We start from the raw sequence: 23,542 nt of genomic DNA, 5'->3' as shown, positions 1-23,542 counted from the left end.
CGCCCACCGTATGCAAGTCGATGCCACTGGAGTGAGCATAATCGAGGAGCCAAACCAGCGTTGCACAGAAAGAAAAGGACTTGAAAATGTAATTTCCTCATGCAGATCAATTTTCCAGAATACGGTTTCACCCTGGATCTCGACCGCCCCGAAATCATGCCAGCCCTCCGGGTCATTCTCGGGTTCGAATGTGTCGAACGCCCCCGTGACATTCACCGCCTCGGCCATGAAACCGTCCCCGGCCTCCATAAGCGAACGGGTAACATGCATCCGGCCTTGGATGGGCGCCTCTGGTGCTATCCCGAGGCAGGCGAGCTTGCGGAAAGCGTCATTCTGAGCGGCGATTACGGCGGGGTCTGGGCGGTCTGTCGGAGGCTGTGCTGCGTTGGTCATGGGTCTGTCCTTTGAGAAGTTTGAAACACCCTTCCCAAAGCCTGCTTTCCCTTTGCCGACACACATCCCCTCAAGCGGCCTGGTCGACCTCCCCTGCCCTGCCCGCCTCCGATCGCGCGATAAGGTAATCACAGGCGCGCTGCGCATCGGCCGCGTGCTTGAAAATCGCCCGCTTGTCCGAGCGCAGCACCCGCAGCCAGTTGTAGAGGTAAGCGGCATTCATCTCGAGCGTATGCGACGTGAACCCAAGTTCCTGCCCCAGAAAGCAGGACGTGAGCTCGGCCACGATCTCCTCGCGCGCATAGGCTGTGTTGCCAAACCGCGAAAGACCGTAGTCGCGGTTCAAGCGATGGCGCGCCTTTGTGGCATGGCCCAGTTCATGGGCCCAAACCCCATAAAAATTTGGCGGGTTCTGGAACCGCGTAATCGGCGGCATGTAGACCTTGTCTACCGGCGGCAGATAGTAGGCATCGCTACCCGTGAAGACGGTGGTGATATCGATGGCATCAAAAAAAGCCTGCATATGGGGAATGGGTTCAGCGGGCGGATGCTCAGGCACCGGGTCCGGCTCGGGATGGAAGCTATCCGGCAACCCCTCGATCTGGCAGGCGTTGAACACGCGATAGGATTTCTGGAAACGGAAGACGCGGGCCTCGTCACCATCTGCCTCGTCGGCGTCTCCAGACGCCTCGTCCTGTTTCCGGCTCTGGCCGTAATAGACCACCACGGAGGACTTCTCGCCCTTGCGGACCTTGGCACCCAGGGCATTGGCCTGTGGGATGGTCATCCAGTAGGGCGAGCTGTAGCCCGCCATCACGGTCCGCATGGTCAGCAGGAAGTTGTTGACGCCTTGATATGCCTCGCCGCCCACGCGCAGGGGACGTGTACTGCCACCAGCCGTCCAGGGCTTGCGCCACGGCAGGACGCCGCGCTCAATGATACGGATGATTTCGTTTGTGATGACCTCGGAGGCATCAGATTTGGGCGTGCGGGATCTGGCCATGGCTGGCTTCCTTTCGAGTGTTGGTGTGAGGGGATAGTGATCAGGTTGGCCGACTGGCGCGTGGATCGTTGACGATCCTGGCGCCGAGCTCCTCAGCCATGTCGATGTAGGTGGTCAGCGAGACGGACCTGCCAGGACCGCAAGGTTCAGGGTCGACCGATCCGCCCCGTTTCACGCGGGGCAGGTTCGCGAAGGCGATGACATTGTTGACGGGTCGGATATCGATGAACGGCGTGCCACCTGCAACCGCAAGAGTGGCCAAGGGAAAGCGTTCGATCGGCGCGAAGGTCGACACAGTCGTCCAACCGAGATAGATGAACGTCCCGCCCTCGCCGCAGATTACATGGGCATTCGGCAATGTCGCTGCCTGCCGGAGATAGCCGAGATCACGCAGGACGGTCTCGCGTTCGAGCTGCCGCGCCCGCGCCGACTGGCCGGTTCGGCGCAGTTCCTTGTGTCGCCACCACGAGGCAGCGGTCGCGCGCAGCACGCGCAAGATACCTGTTTGCATGGGAATGCCCTTCATCAGGAAAGACAGACCGGAACCCGGCCCGGACCCGTCCGAGGGACCCCAAAGGCCCTCATCCGTCAGTCACAAAACCCGAAGGACACTTTCACTTTTCCCGGCCCCACCAGCCCGGGAAAAGAACTTCAGGGGCCGGCACAGCCCCAGTTTTCTTCATTGCACGCAGAAACTCCAGATCGGCAACGAACATCGGCAAGGTCTTACCTACGATTTCTAATTTTTTAATAATATCAATATATTATAGCAAAACTCAGATCGGCAATTTTCTCTGGTAAATCCATGCGGTGCATGTCCTGAGCACCGGATGCGACAAGCCTCTTCACTTCGCTGCCAGGGAATAGCTGGTACTACGTCCACCAGCGTCATCTTTCTCAAGTGCTCCCAAATCGATCAGGTCGAGGATGTCGCGATATGCGGTGTCTTGTGAGCACTTCTCGATCTTCGCATATTTCGACGTCGTGAGTTTTCCTTCGAACCCATCGAGGAGGCGGTTAAGCATGTCCCGTTGGCGGTCGTTTATGTTGGCCGTTCCGTATTTCTCCCAGAACCGCGCCTTTTGAAACACGGCCTCCAGAATGATCTCTGCGCCATCAAAAGCACGGTCGAGGCAATTGAGGAACCAATTGAGCCAGGCGGTGACATCAAGCCCGCCCTTCTGCGTCGTCTCGAGCATATCATAATAGGCGCTCCGCTCCTGCCGGATTTGGGTCGACATGCTGTAAAACCGCTGTGAACTGCGTTCGGATCGCGCCAACGCCATATCCGCGATCGCACGCGCAATGCGCCCGTTGCCATCGTCGAAGGGGTGGATCGTGACGAACCACAGATGTGCAATTGCGGCATGAATAACAGGATCCGTGTCAGGGACCTGATTGAACCAGGTCAGAAACCGCCCCATCTCTGTATCAAGCCGTGCCGCTCCCGGCGCCTCAAAATGCACGCGTTCACGACCCATAGGTCCTGAAACAACTTCCATAGGGCCTTCACGCCACTGCCCCACGGTGATCCGGGTCATTCCGCTTCGCCCGGTTGGGAAAAGGGCGGCATGCCAGCCGAACAATCGCTCTGCGTCCAGTGGTTGGTCATACGCTTGCGTCGCGTCCAGCATCATCTCGACGACCCCATCGACATGGCGATCAGACGGGATCAGCCCGCCGATTTCGAGCCCCAGCCGTTTTGCGATAGACGACCGAACCTGATCTTTGTCGAGCGTCTCGCCTTCGATCTCGCTGCTCTTGACGACATCACTGGTGAGAGTTCGCAACATCGCTTCGTTTCGAAGATCAAAGCCAAGGCCTTCCATGCGTCCCAAGAGCTTGCCTTGTCGGTGGCGGACAGCGGCAAGTTGTGAAGACAGCTTGGCCTTGTCCCAAGAAAACTGCGGCCAGTCAGTGATTTCGTGAATGTAGGTCATATTTTGCGCATTCCTTGCGGAGATTATACCGCATAATCTCGTCAAGACAACAATAACTGCCGCAAAATCTGCGGAGAATACAGGCGGCAATCTCCGCATGCCCCACCTGGAACTCTCAACGTGCAAAAACTGCGTCCCCATCCCATTATGCAGCCTGCCCGCTCAATCGACCATAGAAGCTGCGCTCGAGATGCAGCTCCCCTGCCCCGGCTTTCTCGACCATCCCACGCAGATATCCGCCCGGTGACGCCACTTCGCCGGCGCAATGCTTGTCGAACGTGAGAACCAGCGCCGCAGTCGCGATTTGTGGCCCAAGTCGGTCCTGCGCGAGGTTCCAGGCGTGTTCAGAAACGCCGATCATCGGCCTCAACTGCCCCACAACACGGTGCAGATCGCCCCAATCCTTCAGATATCCGCCCATATTGCGCGCCCACGACGCAAATTCAGGACAGGCTTGCATGACTGTCGGCAGATCAAGAGCTGCCCCGCGCTTCTTGCGCGTTTCGGCCACCCAATCTTCCAACTCCCTATCAACTCGCTCTTCCGGTGGCGCATTTGGCACCACGCTCGCCGCTTCCTCTTTTTCTGAGGAATTACAGGTTACAGGATTAAGTTGATTTGTAATTAGTATATGAGGATCAGAAATGACCTCCCTGGGGTCCATTTCTTGAGTCTTTTGAAGCCCTTGTTCAGTGGTTGCCGGCGTGTTTTCCACAACTTCATCCGCTCGAGCTGCCTTGAGATAGGTCGCATCGACACGCTCCTGGAGCTCCCTGAACCATTCCAGAAGCCGCGCAAGCGTCTCAGAGGCCGTGTTCCGGCGTGGGAGGCGGTCCAAAAGATCCTCAAAGAGGCTTGAGAGCTGTGTCCAGGGGCCTCTCAGAGCGCCGCTGAGGGCCGCTTCGATCCTGGCGCGGATCATTCGGCGCGCAACCGTGATCTGGCGCTTCAGGCGCTGGCAGAGTTCGCGCTCGGCCTGCAGTTCTGCGTGTAGCTGCTCAAACTCTTCGGCTCGAGCCGAGAGCGGCGACAAGTCGAAGCCATAGGCCTCGATGATACGGCCTTCTGCGTCCCTGTTGCCCCAACGCTTGCCATTGGGGCTGTCCTTGAAGGCTATCACGCCGATCTCAGCCAGGCGCCGTGCATGGCGCTTGAGCGCCGAGAGCGAGAAGCCTGTTTGCTCCATCAGGTAAGAGTTGGACGCCCAGACGATCGGACGCTGCCCCTCTTCCCAGTCCTGGGCCCGAGTGAAGGCCCCAAGCGTGTCGAGAAGCAGTACGTCGCCAGCCTTGAGGCCAATATGCGCACCAACGCGTTTCACGGCAACAAAGGCCCGTGTCTTGGGCACGGCTGCTCTTTCACCAGCTTGTGCGTGCTGTTCAGCGACCGCGAGTCCGGCCGTCGCTTTGCGCCACCCCGAGGGTTGGTTGATATTGGACATACCTCCACCGTTCTGAGGCATGACTGTCCCAGTCGCTCCATGCGGAGCATCATTGAATTTTTTCATTTTTTAGCTAGGCACAGAAAACCTGTTCGCCCGAAGACGTTTTTCGTTGTTTAGCGATTCGCGGGCTGCTAGGATTGTGGTGTGAAAACAAATCGCGCCTTGTGCGCAGCAGCCCTCGGGACTTCGGTTTCGAGGGTTTTCTTTTTGGTGCCGTTCTCCTTTTTGCTCGTTGCCTCTGTTTTGGCGGTTAACAGCTGTTAACCGCCGCTATCCTTCGTGGCTCTCTGATTGGAACCGATCGAAGGAATCCTGAATGAGCTGGTCCAGATTCTGATCCAGCCAATTCGCGAATCTCGTGTTTTCCCCTGCCCGCTTGACGGTGACTGAGAGCCCCGATTTACCACTTTTGATCTGCACACCGGGAACGGGCGAGCGCTCCTCGACAGATCGTTCTTGCTTACCTCGCTTGCCAATTTCCTTGAGAACGAGGTCCAGCCGTCCGTCGGAGTCGAGATCACCAGATTGACCAAGAACACCCAGAACACCCTCCTCCGAGAGTTGTACTTTCTCAAACGCCGTTGCGAGTGTGGTCCATTTCGGGCGCCCTGCCCCTGGAGCTGCGCCGATGGCTTCACCGACAGCCAAGGGCACTAGCCGATTGATACGCTCAAGCTGCGAAAGAGTGTTCTTGCTGATAGCCAAAGCCTGACACGCCTCCGCACGCGAGTAGCCCTGCTCCAGGATCGCGTGCGCGAACCGGACACGTTCATAGTAGCTCAGCTCCGCGCGGCCGGCATTTTCGAGGCCTTTCGCCATCAATGCATCGGTATCATCGAGCGTCCGTATCAGAGCCCGCACTGGTATCCCCAGATAGCGGCACGCAAGTATTCGTCTCTGGCCGTAGATGATCTCAAAATGCCCGTCACGATCCTTCGAAGGACGTAGAAGCACCGGGACTTGCTGCCCGGCATCAGCGATGCTGGTTGCGAGATCCTTGATCGATTCATTCGGTGCGGCGCTGTTAACAGCTGTTAACTCAATATCCAGTCGGTCTTTCGGACCCCAAGCAAGGATCAAGTTGGCGTCGATTTCCTGAATGCCGCCGAGACCCGCACGAACAGAGCCGATAGTTCCTTTCGGCAATGTTCGATGAGCTCTATCAGAAGCCCCGTCTTTCGACCCCTCAGTCGCCGCAGTTATCGCAGCCATGATGCCGGTTTTGTTTTTACCCATTGCCATGATTACCGCCCCCAAGCCTTTTGAAGCATTCCCGCAATCTCCGAACCAACCGCATCCATGCTGTTCTTTGCGCGATCATAGGTCGACCTTGTCATCTCGGAGCGCGCAACCTCGTAGATCGACATCTTGAGCATCGATGCGTCGCCGATAGCCGTACTACGTAGTCCGGTCGCCCCAACGACACGATCCTGGAACAGAGCGCGCATTAGGCTCACGATCTGCTGACTTGGGATATCGCTCGGATCGTCCCGCGTGATGAGGAAGGAGAAAAAATCATGATCGAGTTTGACGCCCGTGTCCTCGATCACACCAAGATAAGCAGAAGTCATTTCGACAAACTGCTGGGTGGAAGCAAGGTCGAGCATGCTCGGCGTCATCGGCACGATGACCGAGGTCGCAGCGTAGAGGCCGGTCAAAGTCAAGAATCCGAGAGCTGGCGGGCTGTCGATCACCACTACATCGTAGTCGCTCTCAACGGACTGGATCGCCAGACTGAGCTTCTCAAAGAACGCAACACCGCGCCCTGCATTGACCGCTGTTTCAGTCTCAAATTCGCTCAGCACAAGGCGGGCAGGTGCCAAGTGCAATCCAGGGAAATAGGTTTCCACAACAGCTTCCGACATCGGTACTGGATCGTCATAACGAAGTGCGTCGTAAATCGAAGCGCCTTCAAACTCCAGTTCAGTTTGAATCCCGCAAAAGCCAGTGAGGCTCCCTTGTGGGTCCAAGTCAATCGCCAGCACCCGGTAACCACTCAAAGCAAGGTAGTGACACAGATGGATCGCAGAGGTGGACTTTGCAGATCCACCTTTGAAGTTCATCAGCTGAATAACCTGAAGCTTGTCACCCTCGCGACGCCCAGGAAGATACTTACCCGGCTTTCGAGAGCTTGCCTCCAGGAAATGGCGCGCTTGCAGGATCTCATCACCGGAATAGAAGCGCCGTCCGTTCTTGATTACTTCAGGCTCCGGCAAGGACCCGTCGCTATGGCACTTGCGCAAGAATTGCCCGGTCACCCCTAGAAGATCAGCAGTCTCTGTAGCGCTGAATAGTCTCAAATTCTTGCGTTGATCGGGCGCGTAGGCTTGTTGAAGATGCGTCGTGAGCGCGGTGTGTAGACGCGCCGCCATCTGGCTTGTAAGCTCGGATTGAGACGCCGCTTCGATTGGTGCCGTCTGAAACATGGTTGCTATTTCTCTGCTCGAACGCGCTTATTTGCGCAACTTGACTCTAATGGCCGTGATTCACCATGTTAAGTCAAGGATTTTATCCACAAATTGTGCTGTCGGACCAAAGGTCTACTAGGGAAGCCACGCACCCTCTAGAGTTAACAGCTGTTAACAGCACTCACAAAATTGTGGTTCACGAGTGCATCTGGCGCAGACTGGGTGTCGCTAGCGCACGGTTTCTCAATGGTGTCTTGACCGAAAATCCGATTAGCGAGAGATACAGCGAACTCAGGCCGGATCGGACAACGCACCGACAGACTTACGGCAAACCCAAGGCCCAATTGGATCGACATTCAAAGCTACATTGATACTTGGGTGCCGGGCCCAAACGATCAGATCAAACGCACTTCATGCGCATGGATGCACAAGGCCCTGTTGTCTGAGGCGTCAATGATCCCCAGCAGGGTAGGGGGCATCGCGGCTTCTCGCGTCGCGGGAACAGTATCCGGCACAAAGCACAGCGTAGACAGGACCAATTCAACCACGCCTCACCTAACCGCGAGACCTATCCGATGAGACCAAATCATAGAAGGAGGAGGTGCGATCCGTGACATTCTGGGTTCAAGAGATTGTTCAGGGATCATAAGTTCAGCACTCAAAGAAGCCGATGCGCTCACTCGACGGCTTCGAAGACCACTGGAAAGCAACCGCGGACCACGTTTTTGCTTCAGCACAACCTATGGCTCCCGTCACCGATTCTCTGAGGGCAAATTGCGCCCAGTTTTGTTGTTCAGATGATCCGCGTAGAATGATCGATGGCTGATACTTTCCGAAGATCCAGGTTCAGGAACCGTCGTCGAGAAATACTAGGGCAGGGACCTCGATCATTGTCCCGGTCTTGGCTAAATCGATTGTCAGCTACTGGAGACAAGTCGAAACCGTTGGGAGCGCACCGTACCTTTACTCGACGCCACCACAGGTTCGTGCCCGGTCGAGGGTTTGCAGGTCAAAACGCATTAGGTAGGTTGCGCCCCGGCAGAGACATATCATCTATCTGTCTATAGTACGGCGTTTGTGTCTGGCCCACTGATCGCCGGGTGCCAGCATTTTGGAGCGGGGAAATGCACGACGGATTGCGCGTGGAACATCTGTTGCGCTTCGTGAACCCATTCACCTGCCCGCAAAGTGCGCTGCAACAATGCAATCGTTCCATGGCGTGGAAGATTTACAAGGTTGCGATTAGTGCGCGGACCTCAGCAACCCCAGCTTTTCAGCACGCTCCAGCAGCATCTTCACAGAGGAAGGCTGCCAGCTAGTACGGCCTCGAGGGGTGCGCTCACGCATCGATTCTAGCCGGTCGCAGATCGCCTGCAGTGTGATTTCGGGGTCCGAGCCTTTGATGGCAGCCACGATAGCTGGCAGGCGGTCATCGGTTTCGCGGCGTCCGGCGCGGCCAAGCACTTCATCTGGTAGAAACCCGTCGCGGACATAGGCTTTCACAGCACGGAGTAGGCGGCTTTGGGTCCAGTGCCGGTCGTGGGGCAGGGGGCCATTAATGATTCGCAAAACATCTTCCCAGGCCATATCCGGCCGTAGGCGTCGCACGTGGGGCACCCAATCCTGCGCGGTTTCGCTCAGGCGCTCCATGTAGCCGTCCTGTCGTGCCAGCCGCACCTTGCGCAGCGCGGCGGGGTCTTTGGTGCGAAGCCCAGGATTGCCACCAACGCGCCCTTTGGCGCGCGCAGAGGCAAGCCCGGCCTTTGTGCGCTCACGTATCAGCGCGCGCTCGAACTCGGCCGCGGCGCCCAGAACCTGCAATGTGAATTTTCCTTGAGGGGAGGCGGTGTCGATTGGATCCTGCAGCGAGCGGAAGAAAGCTCCCTTGGCCTCCAGACGTTCGATCACCTCCAGCAGATGCGACAGGGATCGCGCAAGCCGGTCGATCCGCACAACGACCAGCGTATCGCCGCTCTGGACGCGTTCGAGCAAACGCGCGAGTACAGGACGCGCGCGATTGCCGCCTGAGGCGTGCTCTTCAAAGATCTCGGCACAGCCCGCAGATTGCAGCGCCTCAGACTGGGGCAGGGGGGTCTGATCCTCCGTGGAAACGCGGGCATAGCCTATCAGGGGCATGAAAACGGGGCCGATTGCAATTTCATATGCCGTTACTAAACGACCATTTAGTCGAGAAGCTCGCTCGCCGGGTTCTCAGCGACGTCGACATCGTCGTAATACTTCTGCGCCTGTGCCGGCGAGCGATGTAGAGAAAGCCGCATCGCGGCGGGCAGGGGAGTACCGGCAAGGGCTGCCTGGGTCAGGAAGCCAGAGCGGAGCCCGTGTGGGGATGCAAAATCCCTGTCGATTCCGGCGGTCTCCAACAACCGTTTGACGATCTGATTTACCGATGCGTCCGACAACCGCTTCTGCCCCAGGGCTCCAGTCCGGGTGATCCGTCGAAACAATGGTCCTTTTTCGATCTCGGCCGCATCAATCCAGGCGACGAGCGCCCGGGCAGCGCGGCCCTTGAGCACGAGTTTCGGGGTGCTTCCTGCATCTGTCGTCTTGGTCCCGGGCAGCTGGATCCAGACGACACCCGTGGCGTCAAAGGTTTCCAGATCAATGTCGCGGCGATTGAGACTGACGATCTCAGAACGGCGGCGGCCGCCCGACGCCCAACCCAGCAACAGAATTGCGCGATCACGAATGCCGCGAAGTCCGGGACCTGCTGCCTCGGCGAGTTGCAACAACAAATCTCTCGTGATCGGATGAGCCGATTTCGGGGCAGGGGGCCTTGCCGCGGCTTTGCGCGCCTTCGCGCGAGCCTGTCGCACCAGCGGCGCTTCAAAGGGTGATGCGAGATTTCGCATCCGGTGAAACGCCCGCCAAGACGCGATGCGTCTATCCAGCGTCGAGGGAGCGGGGCAGGCGAGGCTCTTGCGCAGTCCTATGGCAATCAGCGCTCGCGCAACCTCACCGGCCTTCCGTGCATCGTTGCTCAGATCGCGACTGTGATCGAGGATGAAGCGCAGCGCGACATCTTCGCTTTCGGGCCATGCCAACGCCGGTTCATCAGCAAAGCGCATTTTCTTCCAGGCCGAGAGATAGATCAGATCCCGCTCATAGGCCCTCCTTGTGTTTTCGGGTGTGCCGCGCGCGTAAAGATCGTTGAGCGCCTCGCGGTCCTCGGCATCGAGACGCGGAGCCCGATAGGGCAGGGGGCTCTCCCTCGTCGCGCTGAGTAATTTTGACCGTGGTTTCATGCGCTGAGGGTGACGAGAATGGTCGTTTCTGTCAACATACGATAATTGTATCTTATCGTATCTTACATTGCATTCTGCAAAACTCTTGAGTAGATATCAATATGTCCCTATTTTGCTCATTATGCAGCGTCATCCCTATATTTTAGAAGCCGGTAGCGAAGAGTCCGAGCGCGGAATCTACGATCCGGAGCCAATTCAAGATGACGACCTCTGGTTCATGCCTGCCAGTTTTAGTGGGGAAGCTGACGACCTCGCGCCTCCGCTCCCCCGGGCAGATCACTCCAGGCTCATTGATGTTGACGCATGGCGTGAGGCGGAGGCCAGTCTTGCCGTATCATTGGCTAAGGTCGCGGCGAAGCTTGGGGCCCTCGACGAAAGATTGCGCCGGGCCCCAGAGGGCTGGCGGCACCGGCTCGCGCTGATCGAAGCATCTGGCGTGAGCTGGCTCGGGACCGAACGGATCTCGGCGGAGCGCCTGTCACTTTGGCGGGCCGTGCGGCTCAGTGGCGTCCAGGAAGACAACCAGGCACTCGCGCGGGCCGATTGGGCCTGCCGCCGACTGACGGCCGGGCCAATGCCCGACGTGACGTCGGCTGAGAGTGTCATGGACTTCCTGGGTCGCCAGGAACCCGCTGAGGTGGATCATATTCTTCATCCTTCCGGTGAGCCGATCAGCGACCAGTTGGCCGCATGGTGCGAAGAAATGAACCGGGCCGGGGACCTGCATCCGATCAGTCGTGCCGCATTTGGGCAATACCTGTGGGGGCCAACCGGCCTGCTGGCTCATGTGCCAGGCGCAGAGATGGAGGCAGCAGTACTTTCTGCGAGGATCGCCACCGACGGGTTGACGGGCGGGGCGGTGTTCCTGCCGCTGGCGGGTGGCGGGCTGTCTGGGCTCCGTCGCGTCGGAAATCCGGCGGAGCGGCTTCGGCGGTTTTTGAAGGGGGCAGAGGCGGCGATACTGGCTACGCTGCGACATCTCGATCAGCTTGAGGCGTGGCAAGGCAGGGCGTCGCACGCGCTGAAAGGCCGATCGGGACGCACGCCGAAGCGAATGGTTGAAGTTCTCTCCGAATGGCCGCTGGTTTCCGCGCCGATGGCAGAAGAAATAACCGGGGCCAGCCGGGCGGCCCTTCAACGCAATCTCAATGATATGGCTCAGATGGGACTCATCCGCGAAATCACCGGGCAGGGCCGATACAGAGTGTGGTGCGCACTTGTATAAAAAGGTGTTCCCTGGAACGAACCCCGGGCCTGACTGCCAAATCCGAAGGCCTAACCGGCCGCCTTCGCGAGCCCCCGGCGTATTTCTGGAATGACGTTTGCGCCGAGAATCTCGATGGCCTCCAGCATGGATCGGTGATCGATAACGCCCACCCCGAATTGCAGCAGGATCCGATCAAAACGCAAAACCTCATGGGCGGCGAGAATCTTTTCGGCCAATTGCGAGGGGCCACCGGCAAAATAGCCGCCATTGGGACCGGAAAACTTCTCGAACATCTCGCGGCTCTGCATGGGCATGCCGCGTTCGCGGCCGAGTTTGCCCATCTTCGCCGAATGCGCTGGATAGTAGATGTCCAGCGCGGATTTCATGCTGTTATGCACAAAACCATGGGCTGTCAGCGATGTCATCAGGCGCAGTGCCCTATGGCCCGCCTCATGCCCGGCCTGGTGATAAAGCTGGAACATCGGCGCGACACGCTTCCATTCGCCGCCCAGAATCAATGCCATCGCCATCGGCAGTCCCATGGTGCCGGCCCGCATGGCCGATTGCGGCGTGCCGCCAACCCCCAGCCAGATCGGCAGTTGCAGCTGAACCGGCCGCGGATAAACACCGAGCCCATCGAGAGGCTGGGTGTGGGCGCTCCCCGGCCAGTTTGCGTGCTCGGCCTTGTTGATCTCCAACAGCATGTGCAGCTTTTCGATGAACAGATCATCGTAGTCGTACATGTCATAGCCAAAGAGTGGGAAGGATTCAGAGAACGCCCCCCGCCCGGCGATGATTTCGGCGCGACCATCGCTCAGACCATCCAGCGTGGCGAATTGCTGAAACACCCGCACCGGGTCATCGGAACTGAGCACCGAGACCGTGCTGGTAAAGCGGATGCGCTTTGTCTGTGTCGCCGCGGCGGCGAGGGCAACCGCGATAGAGGAGACGGCGTAATCGTCCCGGTGATGTTCGCCGAGTCCGTAGACATCAACCCCGACCTGATCGGCCAGAGTGATCTCTTCGACGATGTTGCGCAGGCGTTCGGGCGCGCCAACGACCTGCCCGGTAACCGGGTTGGGACCTATATCGCCAAAGGTAAAAAGCCCGATTTCCATTGCGGTTCGCTCGATTGTTCCAGGGTCCGGCTCAGCTTATCGCAATAATGAGCTTGCCGGTTACACGGCCCTCAGCGCTGAGTTCATGGGCTGGGCCGACCTGATCCAGGGAGAAGGTTCTTTCGATGCGTAGATCCAACGCGCCCTCGGAGTAGAGCCGCGCTGCCTCCTGTAGCGCCTGTTCCGGCTGTGCCTGCGGGGTGGGCGAGAATTGGGCACCATATTCGGGGGCGGAGAAATCGACGATTGAGATAACCCGCGACGCCTCGCCGGTGATTTGGATCAGTTCGGGAATGTTGCCCGCGCCGACCAGGTCGAGGGTCGCGTCGATCCCTTCTGGCGCAAGGGTCTTCAACCGGTCGGCGAGCCCGGGTTCGTAGGTGGTCGGCGTTGCTCCGAGACCGCTCAGATAGTCATGCTTGGCTGCGCTGGCTGTGCCGATGACGGTGATCCCGCGCGCCTTAGCGACCTGGACCGCGACCGAACCGACGCCGCCAGCCGCGCCGGAAATCAGGATCGTCTCGCCCGCCTTGGCTCCGACATAGTCGAGGCTGCGAATGGCGGTCTCCGAAGCGACTGTCATCCCTCCAGCCACGTCAAAGGGCATCGCATCAGGTTTGGCCGTCCAGTAGTTCAGCACTGCATAGTCCGCGAATGTGCCGATACCTGCACCAAAAACGGCATCGCCCACGGCCACGCCGCTCACGCCTTCACCAACCTCATCGACCATTCCGGAGGCTTCGAACCCCACGCCAGCGGGAAACTCAACGGGCATGAAATCCTTGAAATACCCGGCCCGGATCTTCCACTCCGCCGGATTTACCCCGGCTGCGCGGACCGCAATCCGCACCTGGCCGGGCCCGGCATGGGGTTCGTCAACTTCGACCAGTTCAAGGACTTCAGGTCCGCCGAACTCATTGAATTTGATTGCTTTCATTGCCGTCTTCCTTAATTTACTCGCGAGCGGGACTATCAATTTCTATGTGGTTTGCCAGGTCGGCATTTTGTCAACTTTGATCCGTAGGCCTTTCACCCGGGGTAGACTTTCAGCGCGACCAGGGTCTCCAACATCTGGCTCTTGTCGTAGGAAACGAAATCGACGCCGGTCACTGCCGGATCGGCAGCGATTGCGGCGGAAACCAGCCCAACTTCCCCATTCGCAACCCAGTTCGGATCAACGTGTTCGCGTGCACGTGTAACCACTGGGCCAAGGACCTGCGACGCGACGCGAAGCCGGTCACCAAGTTCAGCGGTCAGCACCTTGCGCATCATTAAAAGCGCCGCCTGCTGCATGTTGATAATCGACGCGCCGGGCACCGGCATCTGGGCGCTTCCCCCGAGGATCAACTGGTAGGTTCCAGATTGCGGCAGATGGGGAACCCAAGCGCGAACCGTCGCGACATGGGCGCTACTTACGCTGACAAAGAAGCTCTGCCAGTCTTCGTCCGAGATTTCCCACAGGGGGTTTTTCTGCCACCATCCGCCGATCGAAGCAACGATATCCGTAACCGGGCCGAATTCGCTAATGACGCGCTTGGCCATCTCCTCAGCGTCTTCGAAGCTGGCGGAGTCGCCGGATACAAAATCCACCCTTCCCGGACCTTCGAGATCCGAAAGGATTCCTCGCAGCTCATCGATCTTGCGATCGGTTCTGGACGGAACGACGACATGTGCACCAGATTTCACCCATGCGCGAATAATCCCCTCGCCAACATCTCCGGTTCCTCCGGCAATGACCACACGGCGGTGACCTAAATCTGGATAACGGGCTTTTGCCAAATCAATAATCTCAGCCAAATTGAGCGCTCCTGTTGTTTGTAGCAGTCAGGCAAGGCCCGATGCTTGTTCGAGTTATTCGTTCAAAGTGCCTTCTCAGTGGCGCGGACCGTTTCGGCCCAGGGGGTTGTCGGGCGCCCGATCAACTTTTGAAGCGTGTGGCTTTCATCCATCAGCGCACCCTTGGCTGCATTGGCGTCGCTGTCGGCAAGCAGCGCGGCAATCGGGGCGGGCAGGCCGGCGCCTTCCAAAGCGCCAGCAAATTCCGCCTCGCTCATGTTGACATAGGCGACGGGCTTTCCGGCCGCCGCAGAGATCACCTCGACAAACTCGGCCATCGTGTAGCTTTCGTCCCCGGCCAACTCGTAGATCGCCCCGGACTGAATGGTATCGGCGGCCAAAACGGCAACGTCGCCTTCTGCATAGTCCTGACGGGTCGCGCTAGAGAACAGCCCGTCGCCAGCCGCGCCGAGATAGGCCCCATGTTCGAGCGCGGGCGGGATCGAAGCCGTCTGGTTCTCGGTATACCAGCCATGGCGCAGGAAGGCGTGAGGCAGGCCGGAGGCCCTGATCGCCGCTTCGGTTTCGCGATGGTCGGCGGCAAGTCCGATGCTGTTCGTCTCGGCCCTGAGAACCGAGGTATAGGCAAGAAAGCCAACACCGGCCGCCACAGCGGCATCAACCGCATTCTTGTGTTGCTCGGCACGTCTGCCCATTTCGGAAGCAGAGATCAGGAGCAGCCGGTCGATGCCCTGAAAGGCCTGCTCGAGCGATGCGCGGTCGTCGTAGTCGCCGATGCGCACTTCAACGCCGTGCCCTTCCAGAGCGGCAGCCGCGTCGGGTCTACGCACAAGGGCCACGACGTTCTTGGCCGGAACCTTGCCGACCAGTTCGGCAACGACAAGCGCGCCGAGTTGGCCCGATGCACCTGTGACGAGGTATTTTGCCGTCTGATCCGCCATGAACATGTCCTTTACTTTGATTCTGGTATACATATGAGGTATGGTCTCTTTCAGTTACCTACTATTGCTCAGCATTGGAAGAAGGCAGTTGCAAATGACCAGGGAACACCAAAGTAACCCTGCTGATGTGCTCGGTGACCTCATCAAGCATTTCGAGACCAGTCCGGAAGGCGGCATTGATACGGCAAGTTGTCCGGTCCGCGATGTGCTGGACCGTATCGGAGACAAATGGTCGGTTCTGATCCTGACGCTGCTCGCTCGTGAGCCAAAGAGGTTCAGCGCATTGAACAGGGTTGTCGGTGACATCTCCAAGAGGATGCTGACCCAGACGCTGCGCTCGCTGCAGCGCGATGGGCTGGTTGAGCGGACCGTCTACCCGACGACACCGCCGATGGTCGATTATCGTCTGACGGATCTTGGCCGGTCCGCGCTCGAACCTCTGGCCGGGCTGATTGTCTGGGCCGACCGAAGCCATGACCAGATCCGCCAGGCGCGTGAGGCGTTTGACCATAAGGGAGAGGATATGCCCCTGGTTTCCTAGGGTCCGGGCCCCTGCCTTCAATGACCTGTCAGGTTTGTCACGGTCGACACGCCGGATGAGCCAGTCCTCGGGTCAACACATATGTCGATCGGCCCAAACGAATGGGCAGCCTTGGAAAGGTTCCTTTCATGCGCAGTTTCTATCTCACAGCCCTCGTCCTGGGCCTGCTGACTGCGGTCGGCCCGCTGGCGATCAACATGTATCTGCCCGCGCTTCCAGTCATCGAGGATGTCTTTGACACCGACACGGTGACCGTTCAGCTAAGCCTTCTTTCGTTCTTTGTCTCCATGTCACTGGCTCAGCTCATCTATGGCCCGCTTTCGGACATGTTCGGCCGCAGGCTGCCGCTATTCATCGGTCTGACACTCTATCTGCTGGGGGCGGTCGGTTCCGCGCTGGCCCCGGACATTCAATGGCTGATCGCCGCGCGTGCGCTTCAGGGGCTGGGCGCAGCAGCGGGAATGGTGATCGCGCGTGCCGTCATTCGAGATCTCTATACCGGCCCTCAGGCCGCGCAGCTCATGGCCACGCTAATGCTGGTGGTCAGTATTGCGCCGGTCCTCGCTCCGCTGGCGGGAAGCGCTGCGCTCGCCGCAGGTGGTTGGCGCACGATCTTCTGGTCGATGGCGGCGGCGGCCATCGCGGCGCTTGTGCTTCTGACCACCGCGCTCAAGGAAACCCGCCCCCCCGAACAGCGCGGCGACAGCAGCCTTGCACGCTCGCTCCGGGACTACGCAAGCCTTCTGCGCGAACCGAGGTTTCTCGGCATCGTCTTTGTTGGTGCATTCGGGTTGGCCAGCTTCATGGCCTATGTGGCGAACTCGTCCTTCATCCTGATCGAGTACTATGGACTGAGCCCGACGCAATACAGCCTCGCCTTTTCGATCAACGCCGCAGGGTTTATCGGCGTCGCCCAACTCAACGGGTATCTGAGCCGACGCTTCGGGCTAGGGCCGATGATCCGGTTTGCGACGGCGGCGAATGTGGCTGTCATGCTGCTGCTGCTGATCACGGAACTGGTCGGGATCGCAACGCTGCCGGTGATGATTGTTCTGCTTCTATGCGGCTATGCGTTTCTGGGTCTCGTCGTGCCGGGCACGGCGGTGCTCGCTCTGGAAGATCATGGAGAAAAAGCCGGAACGGCGTCAGCGCTGATGGGTGCACTGCAATTCATGACGGCGACGGTCATGATCGGGATTGCGGGCGCATTCTTTGACGGCACGCCCATTCCGATGATCGTGGCCATCGCAGCCTGTTCCGTGATCGCTTTTGCTCTGGCGATGCTTTCTGTACCTCGAAAGGAGGCGCAGATCCCCGCTGAATAGGGTGTCGGCGCCGGTCAGGCTGCGCCTGCGGCCACCTTCCCGATCCGGTAGGTGCAACGGCGGCCACCTCTCACAATATGCTCGACCCTCTCGATGGCGGTACCAGGGCCCAGAACCTGCTCAAAAACCGCCTGTTCGGACCGGCAGAAACCTTGACAGAAACGCGCGGCAGCGCAGATCGGGCAGTGGTTTTCGACAAATAGGAACGTCCCGTCACCGGCATCCTCGAAACTCGCCATATAGCCTTCGTCAGAGCGCAGTTCAGCCAGTCTGGCGACGCGCTCCTTCAGGCTGCCGCATCCCACCATCGCGGCTTCGTATTGTGCCCGTGTCCTAGTCTCTCTGGCCGAGATAACCCGATCCAGGGCCTCCGCACCCAACTCATCCTGAATGCTGCTCAGGATTTCAACGGTTAGCCCGGCGTGGGTATTCGGAAACCGTGCCTGCCCCTTTTCGGACAGGTGCCAGTAGGTCGATGGACGGCCTCGGCTCGCACTGCGCCGCTCTTCGCGGACCAGCCCGTCATTCGAGAGCTTCATGAGCTGCTGGCGCGCGCCCTCACCGGTGATCCCAAGCCGTTCGCCGATCTGCGACGAGGTCAACGCGCCCTGCATCTTCAGGGTCATCAGGATGCGATCCGACGGCGCACGTGGTGCATCCGGGTATTTTTCCAAGTGATCGCTTGACATATTGGCCGGATTGTTTTTCAAAGTCTTCACTTGTTTAATTACCCGCTCACGTACCATGACGCAAGCCGGACCCGATAAGGAGAGACATGATGGCCTTTGAATTGCCCGCCCTAACCTACGACCACGCAGCCCTTGCCGCGCGGGGGATGAGCCAGGAAACGTTGGAATTGCATCACGACAAGCACCATCAGGCCTACGTAACCGCGCTCAACGGCTTTGTGGACGCGAACGCCGACCTGCAAGGCAAGACACTGGAAGAAATCATCGCGCTCACCTATGGCGATGCCGATCGTGCGCCCGTGTTCAACAATGCGGGCCAACACTGGAACCACATTCATTTCTGGAACGCACTTTCGCCTGCGGGTGGCGGCATCCCGGGTAAACTCGAAGGCAAGATTGTCGATGCCTTCGGTTCGGTCGAGCAATTCAAGGCCGATTTCAAGACCGCAGCCAACGGTCAGTTCGGCTCCGGCTGGGCGTGGCTGATCCAGAAATCTGATGGCACATTGGCCGTCACCAAAACACCGAACGGCGTGAACCCGCTGGCTACAGGAGAGGGCACGACGCTGCTGGGCCTCGATGTCTGGGAACACAGCTACTACGTCGACTTCCGCAACCGGCGGCCCGACTATGTGACCAACTTCCTCGACAACCTGGCGAATTACGAATTTGCCGAAGCCAACCTCGCCTGAACGCGAGTCGGTCTCGGCGTCGGGGCCCAGTTTGAAACAGGCTTTCTGCGTTCCGAGTCGGCTCGACAATTCGATGCGTATCGGCCATTTCTTGATCTCAAACTCAAGAGAAGACCAAGTGAATACTCTTCTCGGATCTCACGTCAGACTTATGTAGGGCCTCCTTCAGTTGCCTTCCTCAAAAAAAGGCCTGGGGACAGCCGGCTCAAGCGAAGGAGAGTCACCAATTAGTGACCTAGCGACGGCGCATGGCAGAACGTTTGGAGGTGGGTGACACCGGGTGTAGCGCGGCTTATAGCATGAAATCGTCCAAGCAGTTTGGGCGATTATTCTCAAACAAGGAGGACGGGAACTGGATTTGCCAATTTCGCGACGCGCACCGAAACTCGTGATTTTTGACTGTGACGGTGTGCTCGTAGACTCCGAGCCGACCTTCAATCGCGTGCTGCACGCTTATTTGCTTTCGACTGGCGCAAGCTTGTCACTCGTTGAATGCCACGGCTTGTTCGTCGGCAAGAGCAGACATGATGTCGAACGTTATGTGAGCGAAAGGGGATTGCGCCTTCCTGCGAAATGGCCACACGACTTCTACGACAGAGTTCTCGAAGCCCTCGGAAAAGAGGTCGAGCCGATCCCGGGCGCCCGTGAGGCGGTGACGTTGATTTCGTCGGCTGGCATTCCGCTCTGCGTAGCCTCAAATGGGCTTCTGGCAAAGATGCGTGTCACACTGGAACGGTCGGGGCTGCTTCCCTGGTTCGAAGGAAATATGTTTTCGGCTTATGATGTCGGCGCCAGCAAACCCGCGCCCGATGTGTTTTTGCATGCGGCCGAAATGAATGGCGTTGCGCCAGAGGATTGCGTGGTAGTCGAAGATAGCATGAGCGGATTCGAGGCGGCCTCCAACGCTGCGATGACCTGTTTTGCCTACCTCCCGAAGACAGCTTTGAATCCAGAGAACGTCTTCGGTGCGCGACGGCTAACCGATATGGCTGACCTGCCGAAACTGTTGGGGCTTTGAGTGGTCAATCCATAGACGGCAACCAGCTTCGCATGGACCGGACGACGTATACCCGGCTGCAAATCTCCATCGGAACAAACAAAGTTTGTGACCTGCGAAGGAACACGGCCATCAAACAAGATAGTTGTTAAATTTTTGTATCCGCTTCACCAATTCTTGTTATTGATTGACTGAGCGAGCAGCATGCACCCAACCCCCTCGCGGTTGCCATCAGCATTTGGGGGAGGACCATCCACTCCAAAGCCCAGGCTGCACCCGACCGTTCCTGTTCATGGATCAAGGCATGATGCATAGCCGAGACCTGTACCGAATTGAACCGTGCCAACGTCACCAAGAGCTCGGCAGCAATCGGGTTGTTCTTGTGAGGCATGGCGGACGAGGTACCACCTCCTGAAATCGCGATCACACCGATGCCTTGCTGCGCCATGAGGGCGATGTCCTGCCCAATCTTGCCTAGAGTGCCAGAAATCATTGAAAGCAGAGACGCATATTCCACAATCCCGTCACGCATCGTGTGCCAGGCCTTTTTAGTCGGCGCAAGATCGAGCTGGTTGGCGACATCGGCGACAACTTCATCCGCCTTATTTCGGAGAGCCTTGCGGTCGCCGGAGGCCCCGCCAATCTGTACCCGCTCGATACGGGGACGGATTTGATCCAGCCGCACCCGATGCTCGGCCAAAGGCAGGCGCCAGGGTAGAACCCGATCACGTACCTTGATCACCGTGGCGGCCTGCATTCTTGTGCGCCCCATTAACGGTTCATCCCCGAACCGCTCTTCTAGCTCCTTGAGGAATTTCTCCAATTCAATCAATCTGTTGGTGATGAGCAATGAAGCCTCTCGCAGAACCAGGACTGTCGTGGTGTCGACCACATCCTGAGAAGTAGCGCCCATGTGGACGGCTTCTTCAGGTGCGATAGCCTTAAGCTGTTTGACCAGACTCGGCACCGGCAGACCATCCTGCGCCGTACCTTTGGTAAGATCGGTTAGATCGGGTTTGGCAACTTCGATTGCTTGTGCAGCTGTCTCGGCCAGAGTTGCGTCAATCAGTCCTGCCCGGCCACAGGCCCGCGACCATGCCGCCTCGAAGGCGAGCATGTGCTGAAGATGCCGTTCCGGAGAGAGGATCGCTGCCATAGCGTCATCGCCGAACAGACCGGATAGCCACGGACTCTCAAACACTGAAGCGCTCATAGCGAGCTCCTTATGGTGCGCCGAAAGCGCGGGATGACCAATCTATATGATGCCGCTTTCCCCGATCTGGTCAGATGTCGAGGAAAACCGTCTCGCCCTCGCCCTGTAGTCGAATGTCGAAGCGGTACTTGCCGTCGCCGGTTTTCTTGGCGATCAGGGTATTCACCCGTGGTCGCTGTTCGATTCGGATCAGCAACGGGTCATTGGCGTTGTCCTCGTCTTCGAAATAGATCCGGGTATTGAGACCTACGTTAATCCCACGTGCGACGACCCAAAGGGAAATATGAGGCGCGCTCTCGACTCCACCGCGCCCCTGGTAAGAGCCAGGTTTGACTGTGCGCAAGGTAAACTCGCCGCTTTCCGCGTCGGCCGCAAAGCGGCAATGGCCTGTAAAGGCCGGATCGGCGCTTTTATCGCCCGGAAACACGCCCCCAGCATCGCATTGCCAGCTCTCGATCAACGCATCTCGCATCGCCCAGCCGGTGCCGTCAAATACGGAGCCAACGATCTCAACGATCTCACCCTTGGCCTTGCTTTCATCCAGAAAGGGCGTGGTGCCAATCTCTTCGTCATAGTATCCTGCGTTTCCCGCATAGGTAGGCATCAGGCCGATATGGACATAAGGACCCGCCGTTTGCGAGGCGCTTTCGATCAGTGTTTCAAGTTTCTGAACCATTTCACATGCCCTCCAGCTTGTTTTCAAACATGGTCTGACGGCGACCCCGCAAAACAATGTCAAATTTATAGGCGAGAAAATCGAGTGGGCGCGATTTCGAGAAATCGAGCGGCGCGACCAGCCGGTCGAGCTGGCTGCGATCCTTGATGGTCGCGGCGATCGGGCAGTGATTGATGAGCGGATCGCCCTCGAAATACATCTGCGAGATTAACCTTTGGCCGAAGCTGTGGCCAAATATCGAAAAGTGGATGTGCATCGGACGCCAGTCATTGGCACGGTTAGGCCAGGGGTAAGCCCCTGGACGAATGGTCAAGAATTCGTAGTATCCGTTTTCATCCGTGATGGTCCGACCGCAGCCGCCGAAATTTGGGTCGAGCGGTGCGAAATAGGTGTCTTTCTTGTGCCGGTAGCGCCCACCCGCATTAGCCTGCCAGATCTCTATTAGCGCGTTCGGTATCGGGCGGTTCATCTCGTCCAGCAAGCGGCCATGCACCAGGATTCTTTCGCCCACGGCGGGAGCAGCACCCTTTGTCCAGTTCAAGATCAGGTTGTTGTCGAGCGCGCCGAGCTTCGTGTGGCCGAATCTCGGACCAGTCTCTTCCGAGGGAGTGCTCTCCATCGAAAGCAACGGCAGGAAGGGCGAGCGCGCGACGCTCGTTTTGTAGCCAGGATCATAGGGCTCGGGGTGGATCGCGCGGTTGCGCGGAATCAGTGGTCCATGGTCAGTCATTAGATACTTTCCTCCATTTCCGCATAAGTCTGCTTGGCCAGCTTCAGCGCGTGGTTGGCTTTCGGCACGCCAGCATAGATCGCGACGTGTTGCAGCGCCTCGGCGACATCCGCTTTCGAGGCACCGGTATTGGCGGTAGCCCGGATATGCATTGGAATTTCCTCGAAATTTCCTGTCGCGGCCAGCAGTGCGAGGGTCAACATCGAGCGTTCGCGTCGGGTGATCCGCTCCGACGCCCAAACAGTTCCCCATGCGCTTTCGGTGATCAACGACTGAAACGGCAAGTCGAATTCGGTCTTGCCTGCCTCTGCCCGGTCCACATGGGCCTCGCCCAGCACCTCGCGGCGCACTTGCATGCCTTTGTCGAACGTCTCTGTCATGGGATGATCCTTTCCACGAAATTCATCAGGGTGTGGGCAAATACCTTTGGCTGCTCTACCGCAGGAAGATGGCCGGAGCGGTCGAACATGACTAAATCGGAGCGGGGCAGGGCGGCGGCGAGCTTTTCGACCACGTCCGGCGGCGTCGCCTGATCGTGATAGCCGCCGATCACCAGCGCGGGCTGGGTGATTTCGCGAAGGCGGTCGGTGATGTCGGTGCCGGCGATCGCCGCGCAAGTGGCTATATAGCCTTCCGTATCTGTCCGGGTGAGCAGCGCCCGCCACAGATCGGTTTCAAGAGTCGCAAGCATATCGGGGCCGAACCACCGCTGTAGGATGCCGTCTGCCATTGCCGCCATGCCATTAGTGCGTACACCCTCGATCCGACTCAGCCAGCTATCCGCATTTCCCAACATTGGGGCGGTATTCGAAAGCACCAAGCCGATCACCCTATCCGGCGCCATGAGCGCGATGTGCTGCGCGATCAGCCCGCCGATGGAGCAACCGACGATCACCGCCTGAGCGAGACCGATATGGTCCATCGCGGCCAGCACGTCCTCGGCCAGCTCTGGAATGCCATATCCCTGGGGCGCGGTACTGCTCAGCCCGTGACCGCGCTTGTCCATGCGCAAGTTCGACCAGCCCGCGGGCAGAAGCGCGACGACATCGTCCCACATCCGCAGGTCTGTGCCGAGCGAATTGATGAAGACAAGCGCGACACCTTCGCCGTCAGTGGCGCGCAGATGCGTGGTGCCCCAATCGCGTTTCAATGCCTGCATGGTATC

Annotated in this window: 24 protein-coding genes; 5 read left to right on the top strand and 19 right to left on the bottom strand. The window is 58.6% G+C overall.

What is annotated here, in order from left to right; genetic code table 11:
- The 9 genes from IEX10_RS19400 to IEX10_RS19360 all read right to left on the bottom strand — a co-directional run.
- Nucleotides 1–393: DUF3768 domain-containing protein (locus IEX10_RS19400; protein ID WP_188678900.1), on the bottom strand; the 393-nt coding region annotated here is incomplete at its 3' end.
- A gap of 70 nt (nucleotides 394–463) precedes the next feature.
- On the bottom strand, nucleotides 464–1,396 hold the full coding sequence (locus IEX10_RS19395) for an ArdC family protein (protein ID WP_188678898.1): 933 nt from the start codon (nucleotides 1,394–1,396) through the stop codon (nucleotides 464–466).
- Nucleotides 1,397–1,436: 40 nt separating this feature from the next.
- Nucleotides 1,437–1,922: a hypothetical protein gene (locus tag IEX10_RS19390; protein WP_058314144.1), complete on the bottom strand. Its 486-nt coding sequence runs from the start codon at nucleotides 1,920–1,922 to the stop codon at nucleotides 1,437–1,439.
- A gap of 319 nt (nucleotides 1,923–2,241) precedes the next feature.
- On the bottom strand, nucleotides 2,242–3,336 hold the full coding sequence (locus tag IEX10_RS19385) for a Fic family protein (protein WP_058314143.1): 1,095 nt from the start codon (nucleotides 3,334–3,336) through the stop codon (nucleotides 2,242–2,244).
- Nucleotides 3,337–3,481: 145 nt separating this feature from the next.
- Nucleotides 3,482–4,777: a plasmid replication protein RepC gene (gene repC, locus IEX10_RS19380; RefSeq protein ID WP_058314163.1), complete on the bottom strand. Its 1,296-nt coding sequence runs from the start codon at nucleotides 4,775–4,777 to the stop codon at nucleotides 3,482–3,484.
- A 273-nt stretch (nucleotides 4,778–5,050) separates the two neighbouring features.
- The gene (repB, locus tag IEX10_RS19375; RefSeq protein WP_058314142.1) at nucleotides 5,051–6,022 is read right to left on the bottom strand and encodes a plasmid partitioning protein RepB; all 972 of its coding nucleotides are present in this window, start codon (nucleotides 6,020–6,022) and stop codon (nucleotides 5,051–5,053) included.
- A 2-nt stretch (nucleotides 6,023–6,024) separates the two neighbouring features.
- Nucleotides 6,025–7,206, bottom strand: coding sequence for a plasmid partitioning protein RepA (repA, locus tag IEX10_RS19370; RefSeq protein WP_058314141.1), 1,182 nt, complete (start codon nucleotides 7,204–7,206; stop codon nucleotides 6,025–6,027).
- 1,224 nt (nucleotides 7,207–8,430) lie between these two features.
- Nucleotides 8,431–9,324 (bottom strand): recombinase family protein, encoded by an 894-nt coding sequence (locus IEX10_RS19365; RefSeq protein ID WP_058314140.1) that lies wholly within the window; start codon nucleotides 9,322–9,324, stop codon nucleotides 8,431–8,433.
- A gap of 47 nt (nucleotides 9,325–9,371) precedes the next feature.
- Nucleotides 9,372–10,451, bottom strand: coding sequence for a tyrosine-type recombinase/integrase (locus tag IEX10_RS19360; protein WP_188678896.1), 1,080 nt, complete (start codon nucleotides 10,449–10,451; stop codon nucleotides 9,372–9,374).
- 85 nt (nucleotides 10,452–10,536) lie between these two features.
- On the opposite strand from IEX10_RS19360, the gene IEX10_RS19355 reads away from it, so the two are divergent.
- On the top strand, nucleotides 10,537–11,676 hold the full coding sequence (locus IEX10_RS19355) for a helix-turn-helix domain-containing protein (protein ID WP_229678656.1): 1,140 nt from the start codon (nucleotides 10,537–10,539) through the stop codon (nucleotides 11,674–11,676).
- 50 nt (nucleotides 11,677–11,726) lie between these two features.
- On the opposite strand, the gene IEX10_RS19350 is transcribed toward IEX10_RS19355, so the two are convergent.
- The 4 genes from IEX10_RS19350 to IEX10_RS19335 all read right to left on the bottom strand — a co-directional run bounded on the left by IEX10_RS19350 (nucleotide 11,727) and on the right by IEX10_RS19335 (nucleotide 15,514).
- Nucleotides 11,727–12,776: an LLM class flavin-dependent oxidoreductase gene (locus IEX10_RS19350; RefSeq protein ID WP_188678894.1), complete on the bottom strand. Its 1,050-nt coding sequence runs from the start codon at nucleotides 12,774–12,776 to the stop codon at nucleotides 11,727–11,729.
- 31 nt (nucleotides 12,777–12,807) lie between these two features.
- Nucleotides 12,808–13,713: an NADP-dependent oxidoreductase gene (locus tag IEX10_RS19345; protein WP_188678893.1), complete on the bottom strand. Its 906-nt coding sequence runs from the start codon at nucleotides 13,711–13,713 to the stop codon at nucleotides 12,808–12,810.
- A gap of 92 nt (nucleotides 13,714–13,805) precedes the next feature.
- Entirely contained in the window at nucleotides 13,806–14,573 is a 768-nt protein-coding gene (locus tag IEX10_RS19340) for an SDR family oxidoreductase (RefSeq protein WP_188678891.1), read from the bottom strand.
- A gap of 62 nt (nucleotides 14,574–14,635) precedes the next feature.
- Nucleotides 14,636–15,514, bottom strand: a complete 879-nt coding sequence (locus tag IEX10_RS19335; protein WP_188678889.1) for an SDR family oxidoreductase — start codon at nucleotides 15,512–15,514, stop codon at nucleotides 14,636–14,638.
- Nucleotides 15,515–15,608: 94 nt separating this feature from the next.
- Here IEX10_RS19335 and IEX10_RS19330 point away from each other — a divergent pair, with 94 nt between their 5' ends.
- Both IEX10_RS19330 and IEX10_RS19325 read left to right on the top strand, forming a co-directional pair.
- Nucleotides 15,609–16,055 carry a winged helix-turn-helix transcriptional regulator gene (locus IEX10_RS19330; protein WP_076626044.1) on the top strand — a complete coding sequence of 149 codons (447 nt, stop codon included), beginning with the start codon at nucleotides 15,609–15,611 and terminating at the stop codon, nucleotides 16,053–16,055.
- Nucleotides 16,056–16,183: 128 nt separating this feature from the next.
- Nucleotides 16,184–17,380: a multidrug effflux MFS transporter gene (locus tag IEX10_RS19325; RefSeq protein ID WP_076626045.1), complete on the top strand. Its 1,197-nt coding sequence runs from the start codon at nucleotides 16,184–16,186 to the stop codon at nucleotides 17,378–17,380.
- A 14-nt stretch (nucleotides 17,381–17,394) separates the two neighbouring features.
- On the opposite strand, the gene IEX10_RS19320 is transcribed toward IEX10_RS19325, so the two are convergent.
- Entirely contained in the window at nucleotides 17,395–18,099 is a 705-nt protein-coding gene (locus IEX10_RS19320) for a helix-turn-helix transcriptional regulator (RefSeq protein WP_229678655.1), read from the bottom strand.
- 59 nt (nucleotides 18,100–18,158) lie between these two features.
- On the opposite strand from IEX10_RS19320, the gene IEX10_RS19315 reads away from it, so the two are divergent.
- Complete coding sequence (locus IEX10_RS19315) at nucleotides 18,159–18,761, top strand: superoxide dismutase (RefSeq protein ID WP_188678904.1); 603 nt, start codon at nucleotides 18,159–18,161, stop codon at nucleotides 18,759–18,761.
- 358 nt (nucleotides 18,762–19,119) lie between these two features.
- The gene (locus tag IEX10_RS19310; protein WP_188678887.1) at nucleotides 19,120–19,779 is read left to right on the top strand and encodes an HAD family hydrolase; all 660 of its coding nucleotides are present in this window, start codon (nucleotides 19,120–19,122) and stop codon (nucleotides 19,777–19,779) included.
- 127 nt (nucleotides 19,780–19,906) lie between these two features.
- Here the strand turns inward: IEX10_RS19310 and IEX10_RS19305 are convergent, their stop codons facing one another.
- The 5 genes from IEX10_RS19305 to pcaD all read right to left on the bottom strand — a co-directional run bounded on the left by IEX10_RS19305 (nucleotide 19,907) and on the right by pcaD (nucleotide 23,536).
- A complete protein-coding gene (locus IEX10_RS19305) occupies nucleotides 19,907–20,971 on the bottom strand; it encodes a 3-carboxy-cis,cis-muconate cycloisomerase (RefSeq protein WP_076626048.1) in 1,065 nt (354 codons plus the stop codon).
- A gap of 70 nt (nucleotides 20,972–21,041) precedes the next feature.
- Nucleotides 21,042–21,647, bottom strand: a complete 606-nt coding sequence (pcaG, locus tag IEX10_RS19300; RefSeq protein WP_076626049.1) for a protocatechuate 3,4-dioxygenase subunit alpha — start codon at nucleotides 21,645–21,647, stop codon at nucleotides 21,042–21,044.
- Between the two features lies 1 nt (nucleotide 21,648).
- Nucleotides 21,649–22,377: a protocatechuate 3,4-dioxygenase subunit beta gene (pcaH, locus tag IEX10_RS19295; RefSeq protein ID WP_076626050.1), complete on the bottom strand. Its 729-nt coding sequence runs from the start codon at nucleotides 22,375–22,377 to the stop codon at nucleotides 21,649–21,651.
- Nucleotides 22,377–22,757, bottom strand: a complete 381-nt coding sequence (gene pcaC / locus IEX10_RS19290) for a 4-carboxymuconolactone decarboxylase (RefSeq protein ID WP_076626051.1) — start codon at nucleotides 22,755–22,757, stop codon at nucleotides 22,377–22,379. Before pcaC ends, pcaH begins: the two co-directional genes overlap by 1 nt.
- On the bottom strand, nucleotides 22,754–23,536 hold the full coding sequence (gene pcaD / locus IEX10_RS19285; protein WP_096705153.1) for a 3-oxoadipate enol-lactonase: 783 nt from the start codon (nucleotides 23,534–23,536) through the stop codon (nucleotides 22,754–22,756). The genes pcaC and pcaD overlap by 4 nt, the downstream gene beginning before the upstream one ends.
- Nucleotides 23,537–23,542: the final 6 nt, after the last annotated feature.

The sequence above is a fragment of the Neptunicoccus cionae genome (assembly GCF_014643735.1).
GTDB classification, from domain to species: Bacteria; Pseudomonadota; Alphaproteobacteria; order Rhodobacterales; family Rhodobacteraceae; genus Amylibacter; species Amylibacter cionae.
This window is presented reverse-complemented; position numbering and strand designations above follow the sequence as displayed.

What these genes read in the sequence shown, in the direction of transcription:
- IEX10_RS19335 (WP_188678889.1), bottom strand. Translation starts at nt 15,514, where the DNA reads ATGGCGGATCAGACGGCAAAATACCTCGTCACAGGTGCATCGGGCCAA.
- pcaC (WP_076626051.1), bottom strand. Translation starts at nt 22,757, where the DNA reads ATGACAGAGACGTTCGACAAAGGCATGCAAGTGCGCCGCGAGGTGCTG.
- IEX10_RS19330 (WP_076626044.1), top strand. Translation starts at nt 15,609, where the DNA reads ATGACCAGGGAACACCAAAGTAACCCTGCTGATGTGCTCGGTGACCTC.
- pcaD (WP_096705153.1), bottom strand. Translation starts at nt 23,536, where the DNA reads ATGCAGGCATTGAAACGCGATTGGGGCACCACGCATCTGCGCGCCACT.
- IEX10_RS19350 (WP_188678894.1), bottom strand. Translation starts at nt 12,776, where the DNA reads ATGGAAATCGGGCTTTTTACCTTTGGCGATATAGGTCCCAACCCGGTT.
- repC (WP_058314163.1), bottom strand. Translation starts at nt 4,777, where the DNA reads ATGTCCAATATCAACCAACCCTCGGGGTGGCGCAAAGCGACGGCCGGA.
- IEX10_RS19325 (WP_076626045.1), top strand. Translation starts at nt 16,184, where the DNA reads ATGCGCAGTTTCTATCTCACAGCCCTCGTCCTGGGCCTGCTGACTGCG.
- IEX10_RS19305 (WP_076626048.1), bottom strand. Translation starts at nt 20,971, where the DNA reads ATGAGCGCTTCAGTGTTTGAGAGTCCGTGGCTATCCGGTCTGTTCGGC.
- pcaH (WP_076626050.1), bottom strand. Translation starts at nt 22,377, where the DNA reads ATGACTGACCATGGACCACTGATTCCGCGCAACCGCGCGATCCACCCC.
- IEX10_RS19360 (WP_188678896.1), bottom strand. Translation starts at nt 10,451, where the DNA reads ATGAAACCACGGTCAAAATTACTCAGCGCGACGAGGGAGAGCCCCCTG.
- repA (WP_058314141.1), bottom strand. Translation starts at nt 7,206, where the DNA reads ATGTTTCAGACGGCACCAATCGAAGCGGCGTCTCAATCCGAGCTTACA.
- IEX10_RS19365 (WP_058314140.1), bottom strand. Translation starts at nt 9,324, where the DNA reads ATGCCCCTGATAGGCTATGCCCGCGTTTCCACGGAGGATCAGACCCCC.
- IEX10_RS19345 (WP_188678893.1), bottom strand. Translation starts at nt 13,713, where the DNA reads ATGAAAGCAATCAAATTCAATGAGTTCGGCGGACCTGAAGTCCTTGAA.
- IEX10_RS19390 (WP_058314144.1), bottom strand. Translation starts at nt 1,922, where the DNA reads ATGAAGGGCATTCCCATGCAAACAGGTATCTTGCGCGTGCTGCGCGCG.
- pcaG (WP_076626049.1), bottom strand. Translation starts at nt 21,647, where the DNA reads ATGGTTCAGAAACTTGAAACACTGATCGAAAGCGCCTCGCAAACGGCG.
- IEX10_RS19385 (WP_058314143.1), bottom strand. Translation starts at nt 3,336, where the DNA reads ATGACCTACATTCACGAAATCACTGACTGGCCGCAGTTTTCTTGGGAC.
- IEX10_RS19395 (WP_188678898.1), bottom strand. Translation starts at nt 1,396, where the DNA reads ATGGCCAGATCCCGCACGCCCAAATCTGATGCCTCCGAGGTCATCACA.
- IEX10_RS19315 (WP_188678904.1), top strand. Translation starts at nt 18,159, where the DNA reads ATGGCCTTTGAATTGCCCGCCCTAACCTACGACCACGCAGCCCTTGCC.
- repB (WP_058314142.1), bottom strand. Translation starts at nt 6,022, where the DNA reads ATGGCAATGGGTAAAAACAAAACCGGCATCATGGCTGCGATAACTGCG.